Annotated in this window: 20 protein-coding genes and 1 other RNA gene; 3 read left to right on the top strand and 18 right to left on the bottom strand. The window is 66.1% G+C overall.

The window, feature by feature from the left end:
* Positions 1-11: 11 nt before the first annotated feature.
* From ftsA to mraZ, 14 genes are read right to left on the bottom strand one after another with little or no spacing between them, the layout of a single operon-like run.
* A complete protein-coding gene (gene ftsA / locus AC1DOQ_RS00845) occupies positions 12-1244 on the bottom strand; it encodes a cell division protein FtsA (RefSeq protein WP_052233471.1) in 1233 nt (410 codons plus the stop codon).
* Positions 1245-1264: 20 nt separating this feature from the next.
* Complete coding sequence (locus AC1DOQ_RS00840; RefSeq protein WP_477359171.1) at positions 1265-2083, bottom strand: cell division protein FtsQ/DivIB; 819 nt, start codon at positions 2081-2083, stop codon at positions 1265-1267.
* A gap of 4 nt (positions 2084-2087) precedes the next feature.
* A complete protein-coding gene (locus AC1DOQ_RS00835; RefSeq protein WP_477359168.1) occupies positions 2088-3107 on the bottom strand; it encodes a D-alanine--D-alanine ligase in 1020 nt (339 codons plus the stop codon).
* On the bottom strand, positions 3104-4513 hold the full coding sequence (gene murC / locus AC1DOQ_RS00830; protein ID WP_477359165.1) for a UDP-N-acetylmuramate--L-alanine ligase: 1410 nt from the start codon (positions 4511-4513) through the stop codon (positions 3104-3106). Before murC ends, AC1DOQ_RS00835 begins: the two co-directional genes overlap by 4 nt.
* Positions 4510-5592 carry an undecaprenyldiphospho-muramoylpentapeptide beta-N-acetylglucosaminyltransferase gene (gene murG / locus AC1DOQ_RS00825; protein ID WP_477359162.1) on the bottom strand — a complete coding sequence of 361 codons (1083 nt, stop codon included), beginning with the start codon at positions 5590-5592 and terminating at the stop codon, positions 4510-4512. The genes murC and murG overlap by 4 nt, the downstream gene beginning before the upstream one ends.
* Positions 5589-6812: a putative lipid II flippase FtsW gene (ftsW, locus tag AC1DOQ_RS00820; RefSeq protein ID WP_477359159.1), complete on the bottom strand. Its 1224-nt coding sequence runs from the start codon at positions 6810-6812 to the stop codon at positions 5589-5591. Before ftsW ends, murG begins: the two co-directional genes overlap by 4 nt.
* Positions 6812-8308, bottom strand: a complete 1497-nt coding sequence (murD, locus tag AC1DOQ_RS00815) for a UDP-N-acetylmuramoyl-L-alanine--D-glutamate ligase (RefSeq protein ID WP_477359156.1) — start codon at positions 8306-8308, stop codon at positions 6812-6814. Before murD ends, ftsW begins: the two co-directional genes overlap by 1 nt.
* A gap of 22 nt (positions 8309-8330) precedes the next feature.
* Positions 8331-9500 carry a phospho-N-acetylmuramoyl-pentapeptide-transferase gene (gene mraY, locus AC1DOQ_RS00810; protein WP_477359153.1) on the bottom strand — a complete coding sequence of 390 codons (1170 nt, stop codon included), beginning with the start codon at positions 9498-9500 and terminating at the stop codon, positions 8331-8333.
* Positions 9501-10976, bottom strand: a complete 1476-nt coding sequence (locus tag AC1DOQ_RS00805) for a UDP-N-acetylmuramoyl-tripeptide--D-alanyl-D-alanine ligase (RefSeq protein ID WP_477359150.1) — start codon at positions 10974-10976, stop codon at positions 9501-9503.
* Complete coding sequence (locus tag AC1DOQ_RS00800; protein WP_477359147.1) at positions 10977-12536, bottom strand: UDP-N-acetylmuramoyl-L-alanyl-D-glutamate--2,6-diaminopimelate ligase; 1560 nt, start codon at positions 12534-12536, stop codon at positions 10977-10979. It abuts the gene before it with no gap.
* Positions 12536-14323 (bottom strand): peptidoglycan D,D-transpeptidase FtsI family protein, encoded by a 1788-nt coding sequence (locus AC1DOQ_RS00795; RefSeq protein ID WP_477359144.1) that lies wholly within the window; start codon positions 14321-14323, stop codon positions 12536-12538. The genes AC1DOQ_RS00800 and AC1DOQ_RS00795 overlap by 1 nt, the downstream gene beginning before the upstream one ends.
* The gene (gene ftsL / locus AC1DOQ_RS00790; RefSeq protein ID WP_442122209.1) at positions 14320-14592 is read right to left on the bottom strand and encodes a cell division protein FtsL; all 273 of its coding nucleotides are present in this window, start codon (positions 14590-14592) and stop codon (positions 14320-14322) included. Before ftsL ends, AC1DOQ_RS00795 begins: the two co-directional genes overlap by 4 nt.
* The gene (gene rsmH, locus AC1DOQ_RS00785; protein ID WP_477359141.1) at positions 14589-15545 is read right to left on the bottom strand and encodes a 16S rRNA (cytosine(1402)-N(4))-methyltransferase RsmH; all 957 of its coding nucleotides are present in this window, start codon (positions 15543-15545) and stop codon (positions 14589-14591) included. Before rsmH ends, ftsL begins: the two co-directional genes overlap by 4 nt.
* Before the next feature lie 9 nt (positions 15546-15554).
* Positions 15555-15983 (bottom strand): division/cell wall cluster transcriptional repressor MraZ, encoded by a 429-nt coding sequence (mraZ, locus tag AC1DOQ_RS00780; protein ID WP_477359138.1) that lies wholly within the window; start codon positions 15981-15983, stop codon positions 15555-15557.
* 479 nt (positions 15984-16462) lie between these two features.
* Between mraZ and AC1DOQ_RS00775 the strand changes: the two genes are divergently transcribed.
* Both AC1DOQ_RS00775 and AC1DOQ_RS00770 read left to right on the top strand, forming a co-directional pair.
* Positions 16463-17413, top strand: a complete 951-nt coding sequence (locus AC1DOQ_RS00775) for an AAA family ATPase (protein ID WP_477359135.1) — start codon at positions 16463-16465, stop codon at positions 17411-17413.
* 81 nt (positions 17414-17494) lie between these two features.
* Complete coding sequence (locus AC1DOQ_RS00770) at positions 17495-18148, top strand: YcxB family protein (protein WP_477359132.1); 654 nt, start codon at positions 17495-17497, stop codon at positions 18146-18148.
* A gap of 6 nt (positions 18149-18154) precedes the next feature.
* On the opposite strand, the gene AC1DOQ_RS00765 is transcribed toward AC1DOQ_RS00770, so the two are convergent.
* Positions 18155-18517: a hypothetical protein gene (locus AC1DOQ_RS00765; protein WP_477359129.1), complete on the bottom strand. Its 363-nt coding sequence runs from the start codon at positions 18515-18517 to the stop codon at positions 18155-18157.
* Between the two features lie 31 nt (positions 18518-18548).
* Positions 18549-19016 carry a hypothetical protein gene (locus AC1DOQ_RS00760; RefSeq protein WP_477359818.1) on the bottom strand — a complete coding sequence of 156 codons (468 nt, stop codon included), beginning with the start codon at positions 19014-19016 and terminating at the stop codon, positions 18549-18551.
* 156 nt (positions 19017-19172) lie between these two features.
* Here AC1DOQ_RS00760 and AC1DOQ_RS00755 point away from each other — a divergent pair, with 156 nt between their 5' ends.
* Positions 19173-19712: a GNAT family N-acetyltransferase gene (locus AC1DOQ_RS00755; RefSeq protein WP_477359126.1), complete on the top strand. Its 540-nt coding sequence runs from the start codon at positions 19173-19175 to the stop codon at positions 19710-19712.
* On the opposite strand, the gene glpK is transcribed toward AC1DOQ_RS00755, so the two are convergent.
* Both glpK and rnpB read right to left on the bottom strand, forming a co-directional pair.
* Positions 19709-21202 (bottom strand): glycerol kinase GlpK, encoded by a 1494-nt coding sequence (gene glpK / locus AC1DOQ_RS00750; protein ID WP_477359123.1) that lies wholly within the window; start codon positions 21200-21202, stop codon positions 19709-19711. The genes AC1DOQ_RS00755 and glpK overlap by 4 nt on opposite strands.
* A gap of 17 nt (positions 21203-21219) precedes the next feature.
* Positions 21220-21564, bottom strand: an RNA gene (rnpB, locus tag AC1DOQ_RS00745) — RNase P RNA component class A.
* Positions 21565-21590: the final 26 nt, after the last annotated feature.

The raw sequence follows: 21590 nt of genomic DNA, 5'->3' as shown, positions 1-21590 counted from the left end.
TTCGAAACCCTTCAGAAGTTCCCTAAAAACCACTCCTTCATGCGCTGCCATACCGCTTTTACCGATCCGTCCTGACGCGTGACGATGTGCCCGCGCAGATACTGCTTCTTCGCCTCCAGCAAAAGACCGAGGACCGTGGCATAGCGCGGGCTGCGCACCACGTCGGCCAGCTGGCCGCGATACTCCGGCGTGCCGAGGCGCGCCGGCTTCAGGAAGATGTCTTCGGCCATCTCGATCATGCCCGGCATGATCGAGGAGCCGCCGGTCAGCACGATGCCCGACGACAGCACGCCTTCGTAGCCGGACTCGCGCACCACCTGGTGCACCATCGCGAACAGCTCCTCGACGCGCGGCTCGATCACGGCGGCCAGCGCCTGGCGCGACAGCGAACGCGGACCGCGGTCGCCCAGGCCCGGCACTTCCAGGGTCTCGCCCGGATCGGCCAGCACCTGCTTGGCCACGCCGTAGCGGATCTTGATCTCCTCCGCTTCGCCGGTCGGGGTGCGCAGGGCCATCGCGATGTCGCTGGTGATCTGGTCGCCGGCGATCGGGATCACGGCCGTGTGGCGGATCGCGCCGTCGCTGAAGACGGCGATGTCGGTGGTGCCGCCGCCGATGTCGATCAGGACCACGCCGAGTTCCTTCTCGTCGTTGGTCAGCACGGAATCGGCGGACGCCATCGGCTGCAGGATCAGGTCGGAGACCTCGAGCCCGCAACGGCGCACGCACTTTACAATATTCTGTACCGCGGACACCGCACCTGTAACAATGTGCACGCGCACTTCCAGGCGGATGCCGCTCATGCCGATCGGCTCGCGCACGTCTTCCTGGTTATCGACGATGAATTCCTGCGGCACCGTATGCAGCAGCTGCTGGTCGGTCGGGATGTTGACCGCCTTCGCCGTCTCGATCACGCGCGCCACGTCGGTCGCGGTGACTTCCTTGTCCTTGATCGCCACCATGCCGCTCGAGTTGAACGAACGGATATGGCTGCCGGCGATGCCCGCATACACGTTGCGGATCTTGCAGTCGGCCATCAGCTCGGCTTCTTCGAGGGCGCGCTGGATCGATTCGACGGTCGCTTCGATGTTGACGACAACGCCCTTCTTCAAACCTTTCGACTCGTGCTGGCCGAGTCCAATTACTTCATGGCGCCCATCGGCCATCACCTCGGCCACCACCGCCACCACCTTCGAGGTGCCGATGTCGAGGCCGACGATCAGGTTCTTCGCGTCTTTTGTCATGTTTGCTGTCGCCTGCTTGATTAAGTTTGCTTTGTTGTTTTGTTGCTTGCTTTTTTCTTTGCCGCCTTGACCGGCTTGGTGGCATCAAGCGGCACGCTCAATGCCGCCGACGACAGCGCCAGCCCGTTCGGATAGCGCATGTCGATCGTGTCGATGCGTCCCTCCTGCAGGCGCGCGGTCAACTGCGGGTAGATGCTCACCAGGCGCTGCACACGGGCCTTCATGCCGTCCTTGCCCAGCTCGCGGCCGAGTTCCACGCTCATGCCGTTGTCCAGCCGGACCGTCCAGGCGTAGCGCTTCGACAGGCTGAGCGAAGCCGGCACCAGGCGGATCGGCGCGAACAGGCCGCGCAGTTCGGCAAAGCGGGCCAGCACTTCCTTCTCGCTGCCGGGAGGACCATCGAAAGCAGGCAGCTCGTGGTCCTCGTCGGCTTCGGCCAGGTTGGCGGTGAAGACGTCGCCCTTGACGGAAAGCAGGCGTCCGTCCTCGCCCCAGGTGCCGAGCGCTTCGTGCTCCTCGACCTGGACGATCAGCTGGTTCGGCCACTCGCGGCGCACGCTGGCCTTGCGGACCCAGGGCACGGCCTCGAAGGTGGCGCGCACCTGCTCCAGGTCGGAAGTGAAGAAATTCCCCCTGATCTTGCCGAGCACGCCGTTGCGCACCGTGAGTTCGTTCACGTGCTGCAGGTCCAGGCCGTACATGCTCTCGACGCGCACCGCACGCAGGGTGAACATCGGGCGTTGCGACAGCCACCAGACGCCCGACGCGATACAGGCGAGCGCCACCAGCGCGGTGATCGCGCCGGAGGTTGCGTTCAGGGCTCGCGCGTCATGCCACATCGTCTTACGCCTTTTCCTTGCCGATCGCGGCCCGACCGATCGCGGCCCGGCCGATCGCGGCCCGACCGATCTTCAGCGACGCCGAGCGCAGGATCTCGACGCACAGGTCCTCATAGCTGGTGCCCTCCGCGCGCGCCGCCATCGGCACCAGCGAGTGCGAGGTCATGCCCGGCGAGGTGTTCACTTCCAGCAGGAAGAACTGCTGGTCGGACTCGCGCAGCAGCACGTCGATGCGGCTCCAGCCTTCGCAGCCGAGGGCGCGGTAGGCCTTCTCGACCTCGCGCTGGATCGCGGCGCTCAGGTCCGCGTCCAGCGGCGCCGGGCAGTAGTACTTGGTGTCGTCCGTGAAGTACTTGTTCTGGTAGTCGTAATTGCCTTCCGGGGCGACGATCTCGATGATCGGCAGCGCGCGGGCGCCGGGACCGCTGCCCAGCAGCGGCACCGAGAATTCGCGGCCTTCGATGAACTGCTCGGCCAGCACGCGCGCATCGTACTTGCGGGACAGCTCGACGGCCGCCTGCAGCTCTTCCCGGCGGGTCACCTTGGTGATGCCGATGCTCGAGCCTTCCAGCGGCGCCTTGACGATCAGCGGCAGGCCGAGGTCGGCCACCACCTTGTCCAGGTCCGTGTTGTCGTCGATGACGGCGTATTTCGGCGTCGAGACGCCGTTCGCCAGCCAGACGATCTTGGTGGTGATCTTGTCCATGCCGACGCTCGAGGCCATCACGCCGCTGCCGGTATAGGGGATGCCGAGCTGCTCGAGGGCGCCCTGCAGGCTGCCGTCCTCGCCGTAGCGGCCGTGCAGCGCGATGAAGACGCGGTCGAATTTTTCGGCGGCCAGTTCGGCCAGCGAGCGCTCGGCCGGATCGAAGGCATGGGCGTCCACGCCCTTCGATTGCAGGGCCTGCAGCACGCCGGTGCCGGACAGGATCGAGATCTCGCGCTCGGCCGAGCGGCCGCCGAACAGGACGGCGACCTTGCCGAGTTCGGCGATTTCAGATGGAGTGAGAAGAGATGCGCTCACGATTGAACCTTTTGAAGCTGATTTTGTTGCTGAATGAGTTGATGCGGAACGCCGCCGATCGAGCCGGCGCCCATGGTCAGCACGACGTCGCCGTCGCGCGCGACCTTCAGGATCGTCGCCGGCATGTCGGCGATCGATTCCACGAAAATCGGTTCGATCTGGCTGCCGGCGCGCAGCGCGCGCGACAGCGCACGGCCATCGGCCGCCACGATCGGGGTTTCGCCGGCCGCGTACACCTCGGCCAGCAGCAGCACGTCCGGCGCCGCCAGGACCTTGACGAAGTCCTCGAACAGGTCGCGGGTGCGGGTATAGCGGTGCGGCTGGAAGGCCAGCAGCAGGCGCCGGCCCGGATAGGCCGCACGCGCCGCCGCCAGGGTCACCTGGGCTTCGACCGGGTGGTGGCCGTAGTCGTCCACCAGGGTGAAGCTGCCGCCGGATTCCAGCGGGATCTCGCCATAGCGGGTGAAGCGGCGGCCGACGCCGCGGAAGTCCGCCAGGCCCTTGGCCGTGGCTTCGTCCGGGACGCCGATCTCGCGCGCGATCGCGATCGCCGAGCAGGCGTTCAGCACATTGTGCATGCCGGGCTGATTCAGCACGAAGGTGGTGTCCGGATAGCCTTCCTGGCGCACCGTGAAACGCATGCGGGTGCCGTCGGCGTGGGCGTCCAGCGCGCGCACCTCCGCATCTTCCGAGAAGCCGTAGGTCGTCACCGGCTTGGTCACCTGCGGCAGGATGGCGCGCACGTTGGCGTCGTCGATGCACATCATCGCGCGGCCGTAGAACGGCAGGCGGTGGGTGAAGTTCACGAACGCGGCCTTCAGCTTCTCGAAGTCGTGCTCGTAGGTGTCCATGTGGTCGGCGTCGATGTTGGTGATCACCTCGATCATCGGCGACAGGTTCAGGAAGGAGGCGTCGGACTCGTCGGCCTCGGCCACGATGTAGTCGCCGGTGCCCAGCTTGGCGTTGGCGCCGGCGCTGTTCAGGCGGCCGCCGATCACGAAGGTCGGGTCCATGCCGCCTTCGGCCAGCACCGAGGCGACCAGGCTGGTGGTGGTGGTCTTGCCGTGGGTACCGGCGATCGCGATGCCGCGCTTCAGGCGCATCAGTTCGCCCAGCATGATGGCGCGCGGCACCACGGGGACCTTGGCGGCGCGTGCGGCCACCACTTCCGGGTTCGCTTCGTTGACGGCGGTCGAGGTGACCACGGCGTCGGCGCCGCGCACGTGCTCTTGCGCGTGGCCGATGTGGACCGTCGCGCCCAGCTCAAGCAGGCGCTGGCTGGCGGCGTTCGAGGCCAGGTCCGAGCCGGACACCTTGTAGCCGAGGTTCAGCAGCACTTCGGCGATGCCGCTCATGCCGCTGCCGCCGATGCCGACGAAGTGAATGTGTTTGATCTTGTGTTTCATTTGCTGCCTTTGCTCAGTTCTTCCAGCACCTGCGCGATCGCCGCATTGGCGTCGCGCCGGCCGACTGCCTGCGCCGCTTCCGCCATCTTCAGGCAGTCGTCGCGGGAGGTCGTTTGCAGCAGCTTCGCCAGCTGCTGCGGGTTCAGTTCGCCCTGCGGCAAGTGGATCGCCGCCTTCTGTCCCGCCATCCAGATCGCGTTGTCGCGCTGGTGGCTGGTGGTGCTGGCGATGAAAGGCACCAGCACGCTGGCGACGCCGGCGGCGGTCAGTTCCGACACCGTGATCGCGCCGGCGCGGCAGATCACCAGGTCGGCATTCGCGTACTCGGCCGCCATGTCGTCGATGAAGTCGACCACGTTGGCCTGCACGCCCGCGCCTGCATAGGCCGCGCGCAGGGCCTCGATGTTCTTCTTGCCCGACTGGTGGGTCACCACGGGACGCAGACCTTCCGGGATCAGGGCCAGGGCCGCCGGCACGCTGTCGTTCAGGACTTTCGCGCCCAGGCTGCCGCCCACCACCAGGATGTTCAGCGGGCCGCTGCGATTGGCGAAGCGGTGGCCCGGCGACGGCATCTCCAGGATTTCCTTGCGCACCGGGTTGCCGGTGACGACCGCCTTGCCGGCCGCCTTACCGAAGTCGGCCGGGAAGCCGAACAGCACGCGCTGGGCCATCGGGGCCAGGGTCTTGTTCGACAGCAGCAGCGCGGCGTCGGCATTCACCAGCGCCAGCGGCACGCCGCGCGAACGCGCCATCATCCCGCCCGGCACGGTCACGTAGCCGCCCATGCCCAGCACCACGTCCGGCTTGCGGGCGGCGATGAACCGGCGGCAGGCGGCGAACGCGCCCAGCATCTTGAAGGCGCCCGAGATGGTGTGGCCCAGGCCCTTGCCGCGCAGGCCGGCGAAGTCGATGCTGTCCATCGGGATGCCGTGCTTCGGCACGATGTCCTTCTCCATGCCGTGGGCGGTGCCCAGCCAGCTTACTTCCCAGCCGCGCTCGCGCATCGACTGGGCGATCGCGATGCCGGGGAAGATGTGGCCGCCGGTGCCGGCCGCCATGATCATCAGGCGCTTGGTCATTTGATCGCTCCCTGGCGGCCGCCGCGCATGCGGACGCGGTTTTCGTAATCGATGCGCAGCAGGATCGCCAGGCCGACGCAGTTGAACATCAGGCCCGAACCGCCGTAGCTCATCAGCGGCAGGGTCAGGCCCTTGGTCGGCAGCAGGCCGAGGTTCACGCCCATGTTGATGAAGACCTGCACGCCCAGCCAGATGCCGATGCCCTTCGCGGCCAGGCCGGCGAAATGCTGCTCCAGCGCGATCGCCTGGCGGCCGATGTCGAAGGCGCGCTTGACCAGCCAGTAGAACAGGCCGACCACGACCAGCACGCCGGCCAGGCCGAGTTCCTCGCCGATCACGGCCATGATGAAGTCGGTATGCGCTTCCGGCAGGTAGTGCAGCTTCTCGACGCTGCCGCCCAGTCCGACGCCGAACAGCTCGCCGCGGCCGAAGGCGATCAGCGAGTGCGTCAGCTGGTAGGCCTTGTCGAGCGCATTGCCCTCTTCCCACGGATTCATGTAGGCGAACATGCGGGCGCGGCGGAAGGGCGAGAGCGCGATGATGGTCGAGAACACCAGCACCAGCACGGCGCCGATGCCGCCGAACCAGATCATGTTGAAGCCGCCCAGGAACAGGATGCCCATCGAGATGCAGACGATCACGCCGAAGGCGCCGAGGTCGGGCTCGAGCAGGAGCAGCACGCCGACCAGCGCCATCGCGGCGGCCATCGGCATGAAGCCCTTGGTCAGCTTGTGCATGTACTGCTGCTTGCGCACCGTGAAGTCGGCGGCATACAGCACCGCCACCACCTTCATGATCTCGGACGGCTGGCCGATACGCAAAGGCAGCCAGCGGCGCGCGCCGTTCACCGAGACGCCGACGCCCGGCACCAGCACGATGGCCAGCATGATCAGGGTGACGACGAACATCAGCGGCGCAAAGCGCTGCCATACCGCCACCGGGATGCGGAAGGCGAACAGGCCGAACAGCAGCGAGACCGCGATGAACATCGCCTGGCGCAGCAGGAAGTAGTTGTTCTTGCCGCCCAGGTAGGCGAACTTGGGCGAATCCGGCAGCGCGATCGACGCCGAATACACCATCACCATCCCGAACAGCATCAAGAGAACCACGACCCAGACCAGCGGCTGGTCGTATTCCATCATGCGCGACGGCCGCGCACGCGCGGCGATCGCCGCATCGTCCGAGGAAGCGCCAAACTTGAAGGGAAGCTGGAAAGCCATCAGATGTCCTGCCCCTTCTCGAGCGCGATCTCGCGCACGGTATCGACGAAGACCTGGGCGCGGTGCGCGTAATTGGTGAACATGTCCAGGCTGGCGCAGGCCGGCGACAGCAGCACGACGTCGCCCGGCCTGGCCAGGCCGCTGGCACGGCGCGTCGCTTCCGGCAGGCCCGGCAGGTCGAAGCACGGCACGCCGCTCGCTTCGACGGCGGCCTTGATCGCCGGCGCATCGCGGCCGATCAGCAGCACCGCCTTGACATAGCGCGAGCACGGCGCGGCCAGCGGTGCGAAGTCCTGGCCCTTGCCGTCGCCGCCGGCGATCAGGAGGATCTGGCGGCCGGTCTCGCCGAAGGTCTGGCCCAGGCCTTCCAGCGCGGCGACGGTGGCGCCGACATTGGTGCCCTTGCTGTCGTCGTAGTACTCGACGTCGTCGATGCTGGCGACCAGTTCGACGCGGTGCGGTTCGCCCTGGTATTCGCGCAGGCCGTGCAGCAGCGGCGCCAGCGGCAGGCCGCAGGCGCGGCACAGGGCCAGCGCGGCCAGCGCGTTGGAAGCGTTGTGGATGCCGCGGATGCGCAGCGCGTCGGCCGGCATCAGGCGGTTGATCACCACTTCCTGCGGCTCTTCCGGCTCATTTTTCTTGCGTTTCTTTTCCGGCTCCTCGGCCGGATTGGCATTGGCCAGCCACAGCACGCCGCGCTCGTTCACCAGGCCGAAGCTGCCCGGCGCGTCCGGTTCGCCCGTACCGAAGGTGGTAACCGCCGCATCCGGATTCGTCATCCGCATCACGGTGGCGTCGTCGCGGTTCAGCACGCGGACCGTGTCCTTGCCGAAGATGCGCGCCTTGTCGAAGGCGTAGGCGGTCATGCTGCCGTGCCAGTCCAGGTGGTCCTGGGTCACGTTCAGGACGGTGGCGGCGTCCGGGTTCAGGCTGAAGGTGGTGTGCAGCTGGAAGCTGGACAGTTCCAGCACCCAGGCCTGCGGCAGTTCATCCTTATCCAGCACTTCGCGCAGCACGTCCAGCGCGGCCGGGCTGATGTTGCCGGCCACGCGGGTGCTGAAGCCGGCGCGGCGGCACAGCAGGCCGGTCAGGCTCGTCACGGTGGTCTTGCCGTTGGTGCCGGTGATGGCGATGACTTTCGGCGCATAGCCGCGAGTGGTCTTCAGGTCGGACAGCGCCTGGGCGAACAGCTCGATCTCGCCCCACATGGGGATGTTGCGGGCGGCCGCAGCCGGCGCGATGTCTTCCAGCTCGCGCTCCGGCGCCAGTCCCGGGCTGACGGCGACGAAGTCGACGCCGTCCAGCAGCGCACCGGTAAAGGCGCCGCCGATGAAGTCCGCAGCCGGCACGGCCTGGCGCAGCGCGAACAGGCGCTGCGGCTCGGCGCGCGTATCGGCCACGCGCACCTGGGCGCCGCAACGCGCCAGCCATTGCGCCATCGCGAGGCCCGATTCGCCAAGTCCGAGTACCAGTGCGGTTTTGCCTTCGTAGTTCATCGTTCGGTCAACAATTCCCGGTTTAACGCAGTTTGAGGGTCGAGATGCCGATCAAGACCAGGATGATGGTCACGATCCAGAAACGCGCCACGACCTTGGTTTCCTTCCAGCCCTTCTGTTCGAAATGGTGGTGCAGCGGCGCCATCAGGAACACGCGGCGGCCGGCCCCGTAACGCTTCTTGGTGTACTTGAACCAGCTCACCTGGATGATCACCGACAGGGTCTCGGCCACGAACACGCCGCCCATGATGAACAGCACGATCTCCTGGCGCACGATGACGGCGATGGTGCCGAGCGCGCCGCCCAGCGCCAGCGCGCCGACGTCGCCCATGAACATCTGCGCCGGGTGCGCGTTATACCAGAGGAAGGCCAGGCCCGCGCCCGCCATCGCGCCGCAGAAGATCAGCAGTTCGCCGGCGCCCGGGATGTGCGGGATGAACAGGTATTTCGAATAGGTGGCGTTACCGGTCAGGTAGGCGAACAGGCCCAGGGCGCCGCCCACCATCACGGTCGGCATGATGGCCAGGCCGTCCAGGCCGTCGGTGAAGTTGACCGCGTTCGAAGCGCCCACGATCACGCAATAGGTCAGCGCGATGAAGCCCCACACGCCCAGCGGATAGCTGATGCTCTTGAAGAAGGGGACGATCAGGTCGGCCTTCGGCGGCAGGTCCATCGAGAAGCCCGACTGCACCCAGGCGAAGAACAGCTGCCACACTTCCCACGGGGTCGCGGCCGAGACCGAGAACGCCAGGTAGAGCGAGGACGTGATGCCGATCAGCGACATCCAGAAGTATTTTTCGCCCGAACGCATGCCTTCGGGGTCCTTGTAGACCACCTTGCGGTAGTCGTCGACCCAGCCGATCGCGCCGAAGCCGAGCGTGACCACCAGCACCGGCCAGATCAGGCGGTTCGACAGGTCGCACCACAGCAGGGTCGAGATGCCGATCGCGATCAGGACCAGCACGCCGCCCATGGTCGGGGTGCCGTGCTTGGCCAGGTGGGTCTGCGGACCGTAGGTGCGCACCGCCTGGCCGACCTTCATCTCGGTCAGCTTGCGGATCACCACCGGACCGCACAGCAGGCCGATGGCGATCGCGGTGATGGTCGCGAACACGGCGCGGAAGGTGATGTAGTTAAAAATCCGCATCGGACCGACATAGTCCTGGAAATATTGTGCGAGCCAGAGAAGCATTTAGTGAGAATCCTTGCCAGTGTTTTGTGATTGAACGAGATGTTGGACCACGCGTTCCATTTTCATGAAGCGCGAGCCCTTCACCAACACAGTTGCGTCGGATTTGCTGCCCAGTTGCTTGTCCAGTGCTGCCAATAAATCGTCGAACTGCTCAAAGTGTTGCGCGCCCGCACCCGTCATGTGGCGCGCCAATGCGCCGGTGACGAGGACGGACTCGATGCCGCGGCTTGCCGCGTAGGCACCGATCTCTTCATGGAACTGCGGTCCCTGCGTGCCGACTTCGCCCATATCGCCCAGCACCAGGATGCGCGGGGCGGCGGCCCCTGCGAGCACGTCGATGGCGGCGCGCACCGAATCCGGGTTGGCGTTATAGCTGTCGTCGATCACGGTTGCGCCGACCGCGGCCTGCTTGCGCTGCAGGCGGCCGCTGACGGGCGCGAAAGCTTCCAGGCCGCGCACGATGGCGTCGACCGGGATGCCGGCGGCCAGTGCGCAGGCGCAGGCGGCCAGGGCGTTGCGGACGTTGTGTTCGCCGGCGGCGGAGAGGTGGATGGTGAACGTCTCGTCGTTACCGCTCGCCTCGCCGTCGTTCCCGCGAAGGCGGGAATCCAGGTTTGCTTGCTCGTCTGCGGCGCCGAACCTGGATCCCCGCCTGCGCGGGGACGACGTAACTTCGAGGTCAGCGCCGAAGCTGTTCGGCGTGTACGTGGCGCGAACGTCGCAGCCTTCGGACAGACCGAAGGTCAGCACCTCACGCCCACCAGCCAGCCCACGCCACAAGCCCGTGTACTCATCATCCCCCGGAAACACGGCCACGCCGCCTTCCGGCAGGGCCGCCAGCACCGAGCCGTTCTCGCGCGCCACCGCTTCCACGGTGTGCATGAATTCCTGGTGCTCGCGCTGGGCGTTGTTGACCAGGGCGACGGTGGGCGCCGCGATGGCGGCCAGGCGGGCGATTTCGCCGGGGTGGTTCATGCCCAGTTCGACCACGGCGGCCTTGTGCGCGCCGGTCAGGCGCATCACCGTCAGCGGCACGCCGATCTCGTTGTTCAGGTTGCCCTGTGTGGCCAGGCGCGCTTCCTCGCCGAAGGCGGCGGCCAGGATGGAGGCGATCATCTCCTTGACCGTGGTCTTGCCGTTGCTGCCGGTGACGCCGATGACCGGGATGTCGAACTGGCTGCGCCACACATTGCCGATGCGGCCCAGGGCCGCCAGCGTGTCCGGCACCACCAGGGCCGGCAGCGGGAAATTCTCGGGCAGCTTCTCGACCACCACCGCCGCCACATTCCTTGCAGCGACCTGGTCGAGGAAGTCGTGGGCGTCGAAGGTTTCGCCGCGCAGCGCGACGAACAGCGCGCCGGCTTGTACCGTGCGGCTGTCGGTCGACACGCCTTCGAAAGCGGCGTCGCGCGTCATGCGCACTTCAGCCATCGAGGCGGCGAGCGCTTCATTCAGTTCTTCGAGCGTGCCGCGCATTTAACTTACCCTCATCATCGTCAACCGCGCGCTCAGGGCCAGCGCGGCGTGGTCGGCATCGGAAAAAGGAATCTTCCGGCCTTTGATTTCCTGGTAGGGCTCATGCCCCTTCCCGGCCAGCAGGATCACGTCCGGCTTGCCGGCATGCTTCACCGCCGACAGGATGGCGGCGGCGCGGTCCTCGATCGCCTGCCAGGTCGAGCCCGGATGGTGCGGGTCCATGCCGGCGACGATCTGTTCGATGATCGCGCGCGGCTCTTCGCTGCGCGGGTTATCGCTGGTCACCAGCACGTGGTCGGCCATCTGGGCGATCGCGCCCATCTGCGGGCGCTTGCCCGGATCGCGGTCGCCGCCGCAGCCGAACACGCACCACAGCTGGCCGCCGCGCTCGTGCGCCACCTGGCGCAGCGCGGCCAGCGCCTTTTCCAGCGCGTCCGGGGTGTGCGCGTAGTCGATCACGACCAGCGGTGCATCCGCGCCGCCGATCTGCTGCATGCGGCCCGGGGCCGGGGCCAGGCCTTCGATCGCGTCCAGCGCGGCGCGCAGCGGCGTGCCCTTGGCCAGCAGCACCCCCAGCACCGCCAGCGCATTGCTGACGTTGAAGTGGCCCACCAGGCGGGTGCGGGCCAGCGCGCCGCCTGCCGGCGTGTCGACGTGGAACTCGGTGCCGGCCGGACGCGAGCGCAGCTGCGAGGCGCGCAGCATGCTCACGCCGTCGATGGCCGGCTGCTCGTCCTCGCCGCGCACGGTGTAGCCGGTGACGGCCACTTGCGGGTAGTTGGCGCGCAGGTGGGCCGCGATGCGGCCGCCCGCCGCGTCGTCCAGGTTCAGCACGGCGTGCTTCAGGCCCGGCCATTCGAACAGCTTCAGCTTGGCCGCTTCGTAGCTGGCCATGTCGCCGTGGTAGTCGAGGTGGTCGCGGGTCAGGTTGGTGAACACGGCGACGTCGAAATGCATGCCGGCCGTGCGTTCCTCGACCAGGCCGATCGACGACACCTCGATCGCCAGCGCGCGCGCGCCGGCATCGCGCAGGCCGGCCAGGCGGGTCGCCAGCAGCACCGCGTCGGGCGTAGTGTAGCCGGTGGCGTCGAATTCGGCTTCCAAGCGTGCGCGCACCAGGCCGACGCCCAGCGTGCCGATCACGCCCACGCCTTCGTCGACGCTGCCCAGGCGGGCCAGCGCCTGCGCGGTCCACAGTGCGATCGAGGTCTTGCCGTTGGTGCCGGTCACGCCCACGGTGAACATGCCGGCGTCCGGCTGGCCATACCAGGCATGGGCGATGGCGCCGGCGTTCTTCTTCAGCCCGGGCACCGCCAGATGGGGTATCTCGTCCGACTCGGCCCAGGCGAAATCGCGCGCTTCAAACACCACCGCGGCCGCGCCCTTCTCGAGCGCCGAACGGATGTAGTTGCGGCCATCGGCGGCGCCCTCGCCCGGATAGGCGAAAAAGACGTCGCCGCGGCCCACGCGGCGGGAGTCGGAAACGAGACGGCCGCCTGGTGCGGCGGCGCGGATCCATTGGCAGATGTCGTTCAGATTCATCTTCAACTGAGGCGTCATCAATTGCTCTCCTCGAGAGGATGGTCCGGAATGATGATGTCGGTGACCGTCGAATCCGGTGGAACGTTGGCCGCCCTCAGCGCATTCGCCGCGAGTGTCGCGAAGGTCGGCGCCGCCACTGCGCCACCGGTGTGGAAGGGGCCGCGCGGGTCGTCGATCATGACCGCGATGATGAAGCGCGGGTTCGACATCGGCGCGATGCCGACGAAGTTGCCGACGTAGCGGGTCTGCGAATAGCGGCCGTCGATGACCTTCTGCGCCGTGCCGGTCTTGCCGCCGATGCGGTAGCCGGCCACCTGGGCCTGCGAGGCCGTGCCTTCCGGGCTCACCACGGATTCGAGCATGACGCGCATCTGGCTCGCGGTCTTCGGCGAAATGATCTGCTGGCCGACCGGCTTCTCGGTCACCTTCTGGAACGACAGCGGGATCAGGTCGCCGTCGCGCGCGAAGATCATGTAGGCGCGCGCCAGCTGCAGCAGCGACATCGAGATGCCCTGGCCGAAGGACATGTTGGCCTGCTCCACCGGACGCCAGGATTTATAGGGACGCACGCGGCCGGCCACCGCGCCCGGGAAGCCGAAGCGCGGCGCCTGGCCCAGGCCGACCTTGGTGAACATCTCCCACATGTCCTGGGCCGACATCATCTGCGAGATCTTCGAGGTGCCGATGTTGGACGACTTCTGGATGATGGTGCCGATGTCGATGACGCCGTGCGGATGGGTATCGCGGATCGGCTTCCCGCTCACGATGTAGCGGCCGTTGCCGGTGTCGATCATGGTGTTCGGCGTGATCAGGCCCTTGTCGAGCGCCAGCGACACCGTGAAGGGCTTGAAGGTCGAACCCGGCTCGAAGGTGTCGGTGATGACGCGGTTGCGCAGCTGCTCGCCGGTCAGGTGGGCGCGGTTGTTCGGATCGTAGGTCGGCCAGTTGGCCAGCGCCAGCACCTCGCCGGTGTGCACGTCCAGCACCACGGCGGCGCCGGCCTTGGCCTGGAATTTCTCGACCGCGTTCTTGATGCTGTTGAAGGCGATGTACTGCAGCTTGCTGTCGACCGACAGGGTCAGGTCCTTGCCGTCGTGCGGCTCGCGCGACATGCCGACGTCCTCGACGATGCGGCCGAGGCGGTCCTTGATCACGCGGCGGCTGCCCGGCTGGCCGGCCAGCGACTTCTGCTGCGCCAGCTCCATCGCTTCCTGGCCCACGTCCTCGACGTTGGTGAAGCCGACCATGTGGGTCATCACCTCGCCCTGCGGGTAGTAGCGCTTGTATTCCTTGCGGGTGTCGAGGCCGTCGATGCCGAGCGCCTCGATCTTGGCGACGACGTCCATCTCGACCTGGCGCTTCAGGTAGACGTAGCTGCGCTGGGAGTTCAGCTTCTTCTGCAGTTCCGCTTCCGGCATCTCGAGCAGGCGCGCCAGTTCGCGCACCGTTTGCGGCGAGGCCGGATTGGCCTTGTAGTCTTCGGTGAAGACCGAGACCGACTTTACTGGCAGCGAAGACGCCAGCACCATGCCGTTGCGGTCGAAGATCTTGCCGCGCGTGGCCGGCAGCTCCTGGGTGCGCATGTAGCGGTTGGCGCCCTGCTCCTGCAGGAATTTATTGTCGGCGACCTGGACCCACAGCGCGCGGCCGGCCAGGGCCGCGAAGGCGGCGAACAGCACGAACAGCACGACGCGCGAGCGCCAGTCGGGCAGGCGCACGGCGAGCACCGGGCTCTTCGAGAATGCCACGCCCTTGGAGGCGGCGACGCGGGAATTGGAGCGGGAATTGCCGGCGCTCGACTTCATTTGCCGCCTTCCGTCAGGTACTGCGTGCGCGCCGGGCTCAGGGGCGCCATGTTCAGGTTGACGCGCGCGATCTGCTCGATGCGCTCGTTCTTGCCGAGGGTGGACTGGTCGAGCTGGAGCTGGGACCAGTCGATGTCGAGCTGGCGCTGCTGGGTCGCCAGTTTTTCGATGTCGTTGACGAGGTGGTTGCGCTGGTAGCGGGCGTTCACGACCGACAGCGCGCAGCCGACCAGCACCGTGGTCAGCACGACGTTGATCTTGCCGATCATGCCGGACCTCCCAGCCGCTCGGCCACGCGCAGCACCGCCGAGCGGGCGCGCGGGTTGGCCTCGACCTCGGGGCCGGACGGCTTGGTCTTCTTGACCAGCTTCATCAAGGGCTGAGGCAGATCGACGGCGCGGATCGGCAGCCGGCGGTCCGGCTGCTCGACCTTGGCCTTCGATGCCAGGAACTGCTTGACCATGCGGTCTTCCAGCGAATGGAAGCTGATGACCGACATGCGCGCCGCGGGCGCGAGCAGCTCGTAGGCAGCGTTCAGACCTGCTTCAAGGTCCTCAAGCTCTTGATTGATGAAAATCCGGACAGCCTGAAAGGTGCGGGTTGCCGGATCCTTGCCTTTCTCCCGGGTTTTGACCGCGTTTGCCACGATTGCGGCAAGCTGTCGTGTGCTTGAAATTGGCTCGACTGCCCGGCGAGCAACAATCGCCTTTGCAATCTGAAAAGCAAACCGTTCTTCCCCATAATCCCGAATCACCTTTTCCAGTTGTCTTTCGTCCACCACGGCCAGCCATTCGGCGGCCGAGATGCCCCGTGTCGTATCCATCCGCATGTCCAGTGGACCGTCGTTGCGGAAGCTGAAACCGCGGCTGGCGTCGTCCACCTGGGGCGACGAGATGCCGAGGTCCAGCAGAATGCCGTCGACCCGGGCGATTCCGCGTGCCGCCAGTGCGTCAACCATCGTCGCAAAGCTGTCGTGCACGATCGAGAAACGCGGGTCGGTAATCTGTTCGGCAGTGGCGATCGCCTGCAGGTCCTTGTCGAAGGCGATCAGGCGCCCGTCCGGGGCCAGCTTCGACAGGATCAGCCGGCTGTGACCGCCGCGGCCGAACGTGCCATCTATATAAGTACCGGATGCGCGCTCACCTTCGAGGTTCAGCGCATCGACTGCTTCGTCAAGCAGCACCGTACGATGCTGCAGCTCAGGCACCGGAATAGCGTTCATGGCGGTGCCTTAAAAGGAGAAATTGGAAAGGACATCGGGCATGCCGCCGGCGACGGCCATGGCCTCGTCTGCGGCCAGTTTTGCGGCGTCCCAGATCTCGAAATGGGTCCCCATCCCGAGCATCATGACTTCCTTCTCCAATCCAACTGCGCTGCGCAGTTCGGGCGAAATCAGCACCCGGCCCGACGCGTCCAGCTCGACATCGCAGGCGTTACCCAGGAAAATGCGTTGCCACGCCCTGGCGGACATCGGCCAGGAGGCGATCTGTTCGCGATGTTCTTCCCACACCGGGCGCGGGAAGAACAACAGGCAACCATGCGGGTGTTTCGTGAGCGTCATACGGCCTTCACACTGCTGCAACAAGGCGTCACGGTGCTTGGACGGTATGGACATCCGCCCCTTCGCATCGAGATTGATCGCTGACGCGCCCTGAAACACGTATTTACCTAGTTTTGGAGAGTTATCAGTTTGTTAGTTTTAGGCGCCGGGAGATCCTGATTTCTCCCACAAAACTGCACTTTTTGCCACCGTTTCCCACTTTAGAGGAAGCGTTGACTGTGGTCAAGCGAATTCACGTTTGGAAAACAGCGAAATTGCCAATGAAACCAATGACTTAGCGAACTTCGCTGAAGCGACCTCAAGTAAAAATATCGAACAAAATTAGGCACTTAGCTAAGTATCTGCATGTGGCGGCTCACGTATACACATGGGTTTTACGTTTGATCAGTCGCAACTTTTTACTGACGGTAGGTCGCACAAGCGTGCTCGCCCCCTATGCAGCATGCATGACACAGTACGCTGGGAAATTGCAGATTGATGCAGAGCGGGTTAGGATAAAGACAAGCGGTCACCCAGCCGTTAGCGGGTGACAGTGAGCAAGTACTGACTCGCAGGCTCAGCCTGCGCCGGAGGATGCCGTGAGTATCACATTAGCCCGGACTCGCACCGTCTACGACCTCAACGAGGTCCAGGGTGCGCTCGACCGCAGCCGCGGACGTTCGCCCGAGCTCGAAGCGTTCTACGAACGCATGCTGGAGACGGGCGCCGAACGTTTCGTCACCACCCCCTCTTCCATCGAGGCCCTCGACCCGCTGTTCGAGGAATGCCCCAACTTCGACGAAGTGCTGGACGACCTGGCGCGCTACCTGCGCCTGGCCCATGCGGGAGACAAAGGATTCAACGTCATGCCGATCCTGCTGCTGGGCGGTCCCGGCGTCGGCAAGACCCACTTCGCCAAGCGGCTGGCGAAGGTCATGCAGACCGACTGCGAGCTGATCAGCATGAACGCGCTGTCGGCCGGCTTCGTCATCACCGGCAGTTCGGCCAGCTGGCGCGGCGCCAAATGCGGCAAGGTGGCCGAGCGCCTGGTGCGCGGGAAGTATGCCAATCCCGTGATCGTGCTGGACGAAGTCGAAAAAGCCTCGGGTTCTTCCCAGTCGGATCCGCTGGCCGCTCTGTATCAGTTGCTGGAGCCGGAAACGGCCTGCGCCTTCCGCGACGAGTTCATCGACGTCGACATCGACGCCTCCCAGATCTTCTGGGTGCTGACCGCGAATTCCACCGAGGGCATCCCGCATCCGCTGCTGAACCGCATGGCGGTGTACGAGGTGCCGGCGCCCACGCCCGAGCAGGCGGCGGGGATTGCCCAGCGCATGTATGCGGGCCTGCTGCGCGAGTTGAACCTCGGCGCCTTCGATCCGCGGCTGGGGGATGTGGTGCTGGACAAGCTGGCCGGGGTGTCGCCGCGGGATTTGCGCAAGACCTTGCTGGATGGGCTTGGGTATGCGGTGGCGGATGGGCGGGAGCATGTGGTGGCGGGGGATATCCGGCTCAAGCCTACGCCGGGCAAGGGGCGGATCGGGTTCTGAGGATGCAAAAGCTCTAATTACACTCTTGCAATAACAAAGACGGCCTCCACTTGCCGGACACCCCCATCAAGTGGAGTCACCATGTTCGGCACCGGCCATCCCCACCCTCCCCACCGCAAGGAGGTCGCCATGCAGATCGTCCGGCAGCAACAGAAAAGCTTCGCCGCTACCGAACTGACCGTCGATCCGCCTTCCGGCGAGGTCGCGCCGCCGCCGGACGCGCCGCCGATCCGCTTCAGCGTCTCCTATACCCTGGCCGAATACATGAGCATCCTGCGCGGGCACATCGGCTTCATCCTGCGCCACATGCCGGAGGAAAAAAGGCGGCGCCAGACCTGGATGCCGCTCGCGATCGGGGCAGTAGCCGGCCTGCTTGCCTGGGCCGCCGGCCCCGGCTGGATCGGGTATGCATTCGCGGCGGGCAGCGCGCTGGCGTTCCTGTCGCTGCCCTTCACGCTGGACCTGTGGATCGCCCTGTTTGCGCCGCCGGTTTTCCTGCTGAAAAAGCGCCGCATGCCGGTCTGCGAATTCCGCATCGACGGCCACGGCATCGAGCGCAGCTCGCGGCTCGGGACGCTGTCGAAGAGCTGGGATGAGGTGAAGATGGTGCGCCGCTACGAGCGCGGCTATCTGCTGATGTTCGCCAAGGGCGGGATGCCGATTCCCTTCCGTTGCCTGGACCAGCATCAGCAAGAGCAGTTGCGTGCCTATGCAACCAGGCGCGGCATGGCCTGAATAGGTTTATTTTTTCGGCTGCTTGGGCACATGGACCCAGCGCCCTTCTACCCGCCGGAAGTCGAGCGTATCGAAGTAATGGGCGATGCCGCCGCGCTCGATCGTGACCTGGGCCGTGTCGGCGTTCATGCGGGCGCTGGCGAAGCGGCTGTGCGGCTCGCCGTTGCTGCTGACGCAGCCGGCGGCGAAGGGACCGCCGCGGTCGGAGACGTCGGGGCCGATCACCAGGCGAATGTCGGAAGGAAGGTCGGCCAGCGAGGCGATATCGCCCGGCTGCGGCGCAGCCGCCTGCTGGGCGGAGGCCGCCGGGTGGCCGGCGGCAGCGGCAATGGCGAAGATGAGCGGCATGATCGTGGTCCGGTAGCGCATTGCATTTCCTTCGGAAGTCATAGCGAACATTCTACCCCTTGTCTTCCAGTTTTTTGTCCTCGCTTTTCGCCTCTTTCATTGCCTCCGGCTCCAGCACCTCGGCTTCCTTGTTGAAGCGGATGAACAGCCCCCAGCCCGACAGCAGGATGCCGGCCGCGACCAGCACCGAGGCCGCGTGCGGCAGCAGTTCCGGCTCCTCGTGCAGGGCCTTGAAGGTGCCGACCAGGCCCTCGATCGACAGCGCCACCACCACCACGACCATGAAGCGCGACAGGTAGCGGCGCACCCGCGTCGGTGCGCTGATGTGGGCGTCGCGGATCACCTCCTCTTCGGCGATGGTCTGCGAGATCTGCAGCGACACCACCGCGATCGCCAGCAGGCCGATCGCCTCGATCGCACTCTCGGCGCCTTCGGCCAGTTCGGCGCCGACCGCCTTCCAGCCCGTCATTACGGCCAGCACCATCAGCAACAGCGAGATGGCAATGAACAGCACGGCCATGACCGCGTGGACGGTGGAAAAGAAGGCTTTCAAAGAAACTCCGGAGAAATTGGACTGTCCAGATTGTGCCCCATCCTCAGTCGGCGGCTCGCACGACAGTTCGGCCATCCAGGCGAGATGCTATGATGAAATTATTTCAACTCATCAACCCCTGTCATGAATATGCTGCATGCCGGCCGTTTCCTGTTCCGTCCCTTCACCGCAGCGGACGCATCGAGCTTCGCCGCAGCCGTGCGCGAGTCGATGGCGAGCCTCGGCCAGTGGATGGGTTGGGCCCATGGCGGGTACACGGAAGACGAAGCGCTGTCCTGGTTCGCTTTCTGCGATGCCTCCCGTGCCGCCGGCAGCGCCCATGAATTCGGTATCTTCCTGGAGGACGGCAAGACCCTCGTCGGCGGCGCCGGCCTGAACCAGTTCAACACCCAGCACGGCTTCTGCAACCTGGGCTACTGGGTGCGCGCCTCGCAGCAGCGCCAGGGCGCGGCGCTGGCCGCCGTCCAGGTACTGGCGCGCCATGCCTTCGAAGCCTTGCAACTGTCGCGCGTCGAGATCGTCGTCGCGGACGGCAACCTGCCCAGCCTGGCGGTGGCGCGTAAAGCAGGTGCTGTCCACGAATGCCTGGCCCGCAACCGCCTGCAGCTGCATGGTGGGCCGGTCGCCGCGCACGTGCTGTCGCTGGTGCCCGAACCGGATTAATGCTGCGCGGGCTCGGCCCAGCTCTTCGCATGCGCCACCGCCCGCGCCCAGCGCGCCATCAGCTCGTCGCGGCGCGCGGCCGGCATATGCGGCTCGAAACGGCGGTCGGCCTGCCACTGCGCCGCGATCTCCTCGCGTGAAGACCAGAAGCCGACCGCCAGCCCGGCCAGGCAGGCCGCGCCCAGGGCCGTGGTCTCGGTGACACGCGGACGGATCACCGGCACGCCCAGCAGGTCGGCCTGGAATTGCATCAGCATGTCGTTGCGGGCCGCGCCGCCGTCGGCGCGCACCTCATATACGGCGCAGGCGGCATCCTTCTGCATCGCGGCGAGCAGCTCGGCGCTCTGGTAGGCGATGGCTTCCACCGCGGCGCGCGCGATGTGGGCGGCCGTGGTCCCGCGCGTCATGCCGACGATGGTGCCGCGCGCATAGGCGTCCCAGTGCGGCGCGCCGAGGCCGACGAAGGCCGGCACCAGCATCGTGCCGCCGCTGTCGGGCACGGACAGGGCCAGGGCTTCGACGTCGCTGGACTGCTTGATGATGCCGAGGCCGTCGCGCAGCCACTGCACGGTGGCGCCGCCCATGAAGACGCTGCCTTCGAGCAGATAATCAGTGCGGCCGCCGACGGTCCAGCCGACCGTCGACAGCAGGCGGTTGTGCGACACCGGCGGCACGTCGCCCGCGTGCATCAGCATGAAGCAGCCGGTGCCATAGGTATTCTTGACCATGCCGCGGCGGTGGCAGGCCTGGCCGAAGGTGGCGGCCTGCTGGTCGCCGGCGATGCCCGCCAGCGGGATCGCGCGGCCGAACCAGGCTTCGTTCGTCAGCCCGACCTGCTCCGAACTGGACACCACTTCCGGCAGCATCGAGGCCGGCACGCCGAACAGGTCGAGCAGTTCCGGATCCCAGCGCAGGCTGTTGATATTGAAGAGCATGGTGCGCGAGGCGTTGCTCACGTCCGTCACGTGGCGCCCGGTCAGCCTGAAGGCGAGCCAGCTGTCGATGGTGCCGAAGGCCAGTTCGCCGCGCTCGGCGCGGGCGCGCGCGCCCGGCACGTGGGTCAATAGCCATTGCAGCTTGGTGGCGGAAAAATAGGCGTCGACCTCGAGGCCGGTCTTGCGCTGGATGAGGGCGGCGTGGCCGGCCGCGCGCAGGGCGTCGCAGCGTTCCGCCGTGCGGCGGTCCTGCCAGACGATGGCATGGCACAGCGGCTCACCGGTCCGGCGGTCCCAGACCACCGTGGTTTCCCGCTGGTTGGCGATGCCGATCGCGGCCACCTGGGCGGCATCGATGCCGCTCTCCTTCAGCACCTCGCGCGCGCAGGCGATCTGGCTGTGCCAGATGTCGAGCGGATCGTGCTCGACCCAGCCGGGCCGGGGGAAATGCTGGGGATATTCGTGCTGGGCGCTGGCGGCCACCTGTCCCTGGCGGTCGAACAGGATGGCGCGCGAACTGGTGGTGCCCTGGTCGAGGGCGAGGATGTAGTCCATCGTCATGACCGAATTATGTGTAAAGCAGGCCGATAGGCCGGATTCTGTGTAGTGGTCTCCCTTGCGGGACGCCCCTATGACAGCCATTCCTCTAGGCGCCGAATTACTCCGGCGCTCAAGCTTCCTACCCGCACGCTCCGCGAGCAACCTCAACGCGTGCCTATTTGGAATTGCTCCAGGTGGAGGTTACCGCGTTTCACCGTAACTTAATACGCTCGTCTCTGTGGCCCTATTCCTCGCCTTATACCGGCTTGCACCGGCTTTCGACGGACGGCCGTTAACCGTCACCCTGCTCTATGGAGTCCGGACCTTCCTCCCGCCAGCACCTTGCGGTACCGGCCAGCGGCTGTCTGGCCTGCTTCACGGCGGGCATTGTAACCGATGCGCG

The organism is Massilia sp. 01N417 (assembly GCF_056399645.1).
The sequence above is the reverse complement of the archived record's forward strand: the minus strand, read 5'-3'. Positions and strand labels throughout refer to the sequence as shown.